The following is a 6335-nucleotide window of genomic DNA, read 5'->3' on the forward strand; positions in this document are numbered from 1 at the left end:
CCACATAGGCGAGGATAATGTTGCGGCGGTCGGAGACGCCGAAATTGCGGGCAGCGCTTTCGGCGCCGGACGCGATGCCGCCGCCGATCGCAAACAGATGCAGCCCGTACCGGGATCCGTAGAGCAGTTTCCACGCTGCCAGGATCACGGCGAGGCCCCAGAAAACCGGATAGGGAATGCCGAGGAAACTGCCCGAGACGGCATCGATGACGATCTCCGGCACGGTGCCACCGGAGACGGGACGCAGGATGCGCGTGATGCCGAGCACGATGTACTGCGTCGACAGCGTCGCGATGATCGGATGGACGTTGAAGCGGGTGATCGCCAGGCCGTTGGTCAGCCCGATGAGTGCCGCCAGCACGAAGACCGCCGGGATCAGCACGATCGCCGGCTGGTCGAGCGCCAGCACCGCGGTGGTGAAGCTGATGACCGAACCGACCGACAGGTCGAGCCCGCCGATGAGCACGACGACGAGCTGTCCGATCGCCGCGATGATCAGCGGCATCGCCTGGGCCACCAGGTTGAAGAGGTTTTCGGCCGTGGCGAACTGTGTCGTCTCGACGGCCAGCCACAGCGAAATGAGCAAGGCGACCAGAAGCGGCAGGCCCCACAGGCCTTGCCGGGTGTTCCGGCCACTCAGGATGTTGAAAAGCGAACGATGCATGGAGGCCCCTAATGCTGGCGCGTGGAACCGCCCATCAGGGCCGCGTCGAGGATCTTGTGTTCTGTCGCCTGCGCTGCCGGCATTTCGGCAACGATGGTATCGTCGTGGACGACGTAGATGCGATCGCAGAGCCCGATCAACTCGATCGTCTCACGCGACAGCACCAGCACGGCGCCGCCCTTGGCGGTAAAGTCGCGCAGCAGGTGGTAGATCTCGGACTTGGCGCCGATGTCGACTCCGCGGGTCGGCTCCTCGACCAGCAGAAGATCGAGATCGGCGGCTAGGTAGCGGCCGAGCAGAACCTTTTGCTGGTTGCCGCCGGACAGGGAGCCGACCGGCGCGGACGGCCCTGCCGCCTTTATGTTCATGACCTCCATCATGCGGGCGATCACGTTTCGATACGGCCGCGCCGCCGCGAGTTCGGATCGCCTCGAATGCAATCCGATGGCGATGTTGTGGGCGATTGGCAAAGCGAGGAAGAGCCCCTCTTCCTTGCGGTCCTCGGGAACGAAGCCGACCCTCAGCTGCTGCAAATGGCGAACGCCTGATGATGGCGGGAGCGGCATTTTCAGCGCTTTGCCGTTGACGGAAATCGTCCCGGCGGAGGGATGATAGCGGCCGATCAGCGATCTCAGGAAGCGCTGCTGGCCCTGTCCCTCCAGGCCGGCCAGGGCGACGATCTCGCCCTTGTGCAATGTCAGCGACAGCGGCCGCGATGTCTCGGTGATCCTCAGGTTCTCGACGCGCAGGATCTCGTCGCCTTTGTTATCAGTACGATCGGGAAAAAGGTCCTGGAGTTCGCGTCCGACCATCATGGCGATGAGTTCGTCGGTGGTGATCTCGGACACCATTCTTGTGCCGACCAGTGCGCCGTCCTTCAGCACCGTCACCGTGTCGCACAGCTCGAATATCTCCTCCATGCGATGCGAGATGTAGACGATGGCTTTTCCCTTATCGCGCAGCCGGCGGATGTTGCGGTTGAGCACATCGACATCGGCCGCGTTGAGCGCCGCCGTCGGTTCATCGAGGATGAGCACGCCGGCGTCGGCCTGGATGCAATGCGCGATCTCGACGAATTGCCGCTCGGCTATGGTCAGGTTTGAAACGAGTTGCGACGGGTCGAGCGTGAGGCCGAGTTCGCCAAGCGCCTTGGCGGTCTGGCTGCTCATCACCCGATAATCGATCGAGCCGAACCGGGTCGTCGGCTCCCGGCCCAGAAACATGTTTTCGGCGATCGACAGATTGGGCAGCAGCGAGTGCTCCTGGAAAACGGTCGAAATGCCGGCATCGAGTGCGGCTCGCGGCGATTTCAGATCGAGCTTCTCCCCGTTCATGAAGATCTCACCGGAATCGGGCTGATGCACGCCCGCCAGGATCTTCATCAACGTCGATTTGCCGGCGCCGTTCTCGCCCATCAGGGCGTGGACGCTGCCCGCCTTGAGATCGAGGGAAACGGAATGGAGCGCCCTGCTCCCTCCGAACGCCTTCGAAATGTGGGACATCTCGATAAGATTGGTCACGAAACCCTCGAACGAACCGGATTCGACAGATGGAATGGCCTGCGGGGAATGCTTGTCCACTCCCCGCCAGCCACGGCGCCGTCACTTCTTGCCGTAATATTCCTTGAGCTTGTCCTCGGGCAGTTCGCTCGGCCACCAGACATTGGCGGTCAGGTCGTCGCGATAGTATTTTTTGGCCTTGTCCTGGTCCCATCCGTCGGGATTATAGACATAGCGTTTGTAGAGCTGCTTGCCTTCCAGAAGGGCAACGGCGGCGCGCACGCCGGCCGCACCTTGGGCGGGGCTGTATTCCGGCGAGATCGACTTGAACCCGTCCGTGATCCACTGGCCGAAATAGCCATTGTTGCCCTCGCCCGAAATCGGCGGAACGGGCGTGCCGAACTGCTTGAAGACATCGACGCAGGCGCGCGTCATGTCAGCGCCGGACGACCAGATGCCGTCGACCTGCGGATTGTTCAGATAGAGCGTCTCGCACAGCTTCTTGGCCTTGTCGTACTGCCAGTCGCCATGCTCCTCGGCGATGATCTGCACATGCGTGCCTTTAAGTGATTCCAGTAAGCCGTTGTAGCGGTTGGTGTCTTCCGGATGGCCGGCCAGGCCACGCAGGACCCAGATCTTGCCGTTGTCGCCGACGGTCTTGACCAGCCAGTCGCCCATCACCTTGCCGAAATGCTCGGCGCCGCCCTGGATTTCGGTGGTGTAGGCGTCGGAATCGATGCGACCGGTGTGAAGGATGACCGGGATGCCGGCGGCGACCGCCTTGGCGATGCTGGCATTGGCCGACGTGCTGGTCACCGGCTGAACGATGATAGCGTCGACATGCTGCGCGATCAGGTCCTCGATGTCGGCCACCTGCTTTTTCTGGTCGAAGCCGGCATCGAGCAGGATGAATTTCGAGATGCGCTTGTCCTTGGCCGCGGCGTTCTCCGCCTCATGCGCCACCTGTACTGTCCAGGTGTTGGCGTTGACGCCGAAGTCGCTCATGCCGATGACCCAGGGCGGGTCCTTCTTGAACGCACCGGCCGCGGTCATGCGCGTGTCGTCGGGGCGCGGCGCCACGCCGTCCATCAGCTTGATGTCTTCCGCATGCGCCAGCGACGTCACGGCAAGCGTGGACGCAACGAGCATCCCCAGGCCGACGGTTTTCAGCAATCCTAACATTAAACTCTCCTCCTTGTGGTTGCCCCGGCCTACGAATTCGTATGGCCGGCCGTACGAATGCGTACGGCCATGAGACGCTCTCCCAATGCATGCTCGTTGTCGCAAACCGACCGATGCACGCAATTCTCCCGCCCCCGAACACATGCGTGCCGAAGCCCAATTCCTGCTGGACGATGATGACGGTCGAGAACTCCTCCGGGCACTTTAGAAGCACAGCGGATTCGCCCTGTCAATAGTTAGTCATGTTGAATGACTATTCCCTTGCTTGCCTTTCATCGCTCCTCTATCCATCATGATTGGCGCTCGCCGGCTTCGGCGCGCTGTCAGTCCCGGCGGGAAAAACATGCGATCAGTCTTGTGCTACGGCGACTCCAACACGCACGGCCAGATCCCCGGCAGGGGGCCGCTCGAGCGCTATGGGCCGGGTGAACGCTGGCCGGGGATATTGCGTTCTCAGCTAGACCCCGACTGGTATGTCATCGAGGAAGGATTGAGCGGCCGCACCACCGTCCACGACGACCCGATCGAGGGCGCCCACAAAAACGGCAGAACCTATCTTCGCCCCTGCCTGCAGAGCCATGCGACGCTCGACCTCGTCATCATCATGCTCGGCACTAACGATTTGAAGATCCGCTTCAACAAGCCGCCGTCGGAAGTGGCGATGGGGATCGGCTGCCTCGTCTACGACATCAAGGAGCTGGCGCCTGGGCCAGGCGGCTCGACGCCCGAGATCATGATCGTGGCGCCGCCGCCGATGCAGGACGACGTCAAGGAATGGAAGTCCATCTTCGCCGGTGCGCCGGAGAAATCGCGCCTGCTCGCGCTCGAGTTCGAGGTTCTAGCGGACTCGCTCGAACTCCACTTTTTCGATGCCGGCTCGGTGGTCTCGTGCAGCGAAGCGGACGGCTTTCACATCGATGCCGAGGCGCACAGATTGCTGGGCACCGCACTTGCCCGCGCGGTCGATGCCATCGGCTGGAGCCGCTCGACATGAGCAACCATACCGCCGCGAGGCAGCGCGCTCTTACCGACGGGGCGACCCTTGCCTGACATGAGGTTCGCACCACCTAATCCCTTGCGCATCGCCGATCGTGCAAGCGGGCTGAATGCGTTGAGCGTCCGCAGCTACAATGAGCGGCTGGTGCTGTCGCTGCTGCTTCAGAACGAGGGCATTTCGCGGATGGAAATCGGCGAAAAGACCGGCCTGTCGGCGCAGACGGCCTCGGTCATCGTCCGTTCGCTCGAGCAGGAAGGCCTGGTCTCGCAAGGCGAAGCGCAGCGCGGCCGCGTCGGGCCGCCCACCATCCCGCTTTCACTCAATCCGGAGGGCGCCTATGCGGTTGGCGTCGGCTTCAGCCGCCGCAGGATCGACATCGCACTCATCGATTTCATCGGCACCGTGCGCTTCCACACGCAATTGCCGGCGGATGAAGCCAATCCCTTCCCGCAAAGCAGCGATCTGTTCGGCGCGATCAGGCAAGCCATGACCAGCCTGCCGGTCGAGGCGCGCAGCCGGGTTGCCGGCATCGGCCTGGCCGTTCCCGACGATGTCGACACGATGGCTGCAACCCGCAACGGATCGAGCACCTCGCTGAAAGCCTTGCAGGGGGAGATCGAGGAACAGATCAAGCTGCCGGTTTTCGTGCAGAACGATATCACCGCGGCAGCCGGCGGCGAGAGCATGTTCGGCGTCGCCAAGCCGCTCAACGACTATTTGTTCTTCTATCTGGGAGCACGGCTGCAGAGCAGGCTCATCCTCAACCACCAGATCTACAAGGGAAACTCCAGCGCCAGCTTCGATCATGGGCTGATGCGCCTGGAGAGCGAACTGACCAAGCGCCGGCGCCCTTCCGAAATCATCTGGAGCAGCAGCCCCGAGTGGCCTGACCTTGGCGAGGCCTACAGCGAATGGCTAGGGGAATGCTCCAACCGCCTGAAAGCCTCTATTTCCGCACTGACCCAGTTTGTCGAATTCAGGACGGTCGTCCTGTCCAGCTACGCGCCGCAGAAGATCGCCAAGGCCTTGTGCGCCGACATCGGCCGGGAATTCCCCGGCATCGAAGCGCTGCCCGCGCGGGTCAGCATCAGCCCGAAGGCCGTCGGCGCGGCAAGCCTGCCATTCAGTTCGCGCTTCATGATCCAGTGATCGAGCCGAACCGGCGTTGCCGGTCGGCCGATTACGGGCTCTCTGCAGGTCCATCGATGATTTTCAAATGACAAGGCGATTCCGCTTGCCAGGACGCCTCACTTAATAGCATGTTAAGTGAACCCTGAGATCGCCATGAAAATCGCTGCGGATCACGCACTCAACGACAATGCCACAACCAGCGCCGAAGCGCGCCGCTCGACGGTATTGGGCGATCGCATCAAGGCCTATCGCACCACGCGGCGCCTGACGCTGCGCCAGCTCGGCGACATGATCGGCACCACCGCCAGCTTCCTGAGCCAGCTCGAGCGCGGCCTTTCGGGTGCCAACACCAGCACGCTGATGCTGATCGCCAACGCGCTCGGCATCAGCCTCGCCGATCTTTTCGACGAACGCGAGGTGTCGCCGCACGCGGTGCTGACACGGGCCGAACGGCCGGCGCTGCCGACCAGCGAAGGCTACCGCAAGACGCTGCTGTCGCGCCGGCCGATCCGCGAGATGGAAGTCTATTGCGGCGAGTTCGCCGTCGGCGGCTCCACCGGCGACGTGCCCTACACGCATGGCAACGCGAACGAGATGTTCCTCGTGCTGCGCGGACGCGTGCAACTGACGCTCGGCGACGAGAGCTTCACCCTCGAAGAGGGCGACAGCATCGAATATTCGACCTCGACGCCGCACCGGACGATCAATGTCGGCGATACGGTGGCCGAAGTGCTGTGGATCATCGCGCCGCCGACAAGCGGCGCTGTCGACCTCGATCAATATGTAGCCCGGAAAACGCTCGCGCCCGGCCTGCCAAAATCAAACAGCGAGCCATCGGAGGGTTAGAAAATGGGAAGCAGAT

6 protein-coding genes are annotated in these 6335 nt (G+C 62.5%); 3 read left to right on the plus strand and 3 right to left on the minus strand.

Translation table 11 applies throughout. The annotated features are described in order from the left end of the window. The 3 genes from EOC06_RS26520 to EOC06_RS26530 all read right to left on the minus strand — a co-directional run. Positions 1 to 664: ABC transporter permease (locus EOC06_RS26520; protein WP_164898746.1), on the minus strand; the 664-nt coding region annotated here is incomplete at its 3' end. An 8-nt stretch (positions 665 to 672) separates the two neighbouring features. Then, entirely contained in the window at positions 673 to 2184 is a 1512-nt protein-coding gene (locus tag EOC06_RS26525; RefSeq protein ID WP_128309172.1) for a sugar ABC transporter ATP-binding protein, read from the minus strand. Between the two features lie 81 nt (positions 2185 to 2265). Further along, positions 2266 to 3345: a substrate-binding domain-containing protein gene (locus EOC06_RS26530; RefSeq protein ID WP_023809403.1), complete on the minus strand. Its 1080-nt coding sequence runs from the start codon at positions 3343 to 3345 to the stop codon at positions 2266 to 2268. Positions 3346 to 3688: 343 nt separating this feature from the next. Here EOC06_RS26530 and EOC06_RS26535 point away from each other — a divergent pair, with 343 nt between their 5' ends. From EOC06_RS26535 to EOC06_RS26545, 3 genes are all read left to right on the plus strand, one after another. Next, positions 3689 to 4339: an SGNH/GDSL hydrolase family protein gene (locus tag EOC06_RS26535; RefSeq protein ID WP_128309170.1), complete on the plus strand. Its 651-nt coding sequence runs from the start codon at positions 3689 to 3691 to the stop codon at positions 4337 to 4339. A 57-nt stretch (positions 4340 to 4396) separates the two neighbouring features. Beyond that, positions 4397 to 5491 (plus strand): ROK family transcriptional regulator, encoded by a 1095-nt coding sequence (locus EOC06_RS26540; protein WP_127272189.1) that lies wholly within the window; start codon positions 4397 to 4399, stop codon positions 5489 to 5491. Between the two features lie 135 nt (positions 5492 to 5626). Further along, positions 5627 to 6319 (plus strand): helix-turn-helix domain-containing protein, encoded by a 693-nt coding sequence (locus tag EOC06_RS26545; protein WP_128309171.1) that lies wholly within the window; start codon positions 5627 to 5629, stop codon positions 6317 to 6319. Positions 6320 to 6335 lie beyond the last annotated feature (16 nt).

The organism is Mesorhizobium sp. M7A.F.Ca.MR.362.00.0.0, from assembly GCF_004023175.1.
Classification (GTDB): domain Bacteria; phylum Pseudomonadota; class Alphaproteobacteria; order Rhizobiales; family Rhizobiaceae; genus Mesorhizobium.